Below are 517 nucleotides of genomic sequence, written 5' to 3' on the forward strand. Positions count from 1 at the left end.
ATAGCCGCCCTTGCTCTGGCTGTGGCGAAACCACTTGTTTCCCCGGACGGTCAAACTGTCATGCTCTTTCCAGCGGTACTCCCGCCCGCTTTTGATAAGTGTTTCTCCCTGTGTGTGGAGAAAATCTTCCAGACTGACGGCATTTGCCCGGTCAATCTGTGCCTGCGTGTAATTCATCGTGTCATATCCTCCTTTTTGTGTCGTATTTGGGGTTGATTTTGGAGCTTTTGTTCCGCTGTACGCTGATTAAATCGGACGGCAGTATCAATGTTTGACTTTACTTTCCAAAGCCGCTGTAAATCCTCTCTGACGGTCTTAAACTCGGCATAGGTGGTCTCATGCTCCTGTTCCAGCGTGTCATACTCTTTGGATAGCTTTCCCATATCCACCTTGCCGTCCGGGAACTCCTCGGTCAGCTTTCGTCTGGCGGTGTAGAACATTTTCAGCTCATCAGCGTGTTCCGTCTTGTACTTGGCTCTGGGCTTCTCAAACTTGATTTTCTGCAAGCCGTCATAGA

Annotated in this window: 2 pseudogenes; both read right to left on the minus strand. The window is 49.5% G+C overall.

Annotation, left to right across the window (positions count from 1 at the left end):
- Positions 1-177: pseudogene (locus DW642_RS16840) on the minus strand (DUF3991 and toprim domain-containing protein); the annotation flags it as partial.
- Positions 174-517: pseudogene (locus tag DW642_RS15750) on the minus strand (MobQ family relaxase); the annotation flags it as partial. The pseudogenes DW642_RS16840 and DW642_RS15750, both read right to left, overlap by 4 nt.

The organism is Blautia sp. AM23-13AC, from assembly GCF_003435675.1.
Lineage (GTDB): Bacteria > Bacillota > Clostridia > Lachnospirales > Lachnospiraceae > Fusicatenibacter > Fusicatenibacter saccharivorans.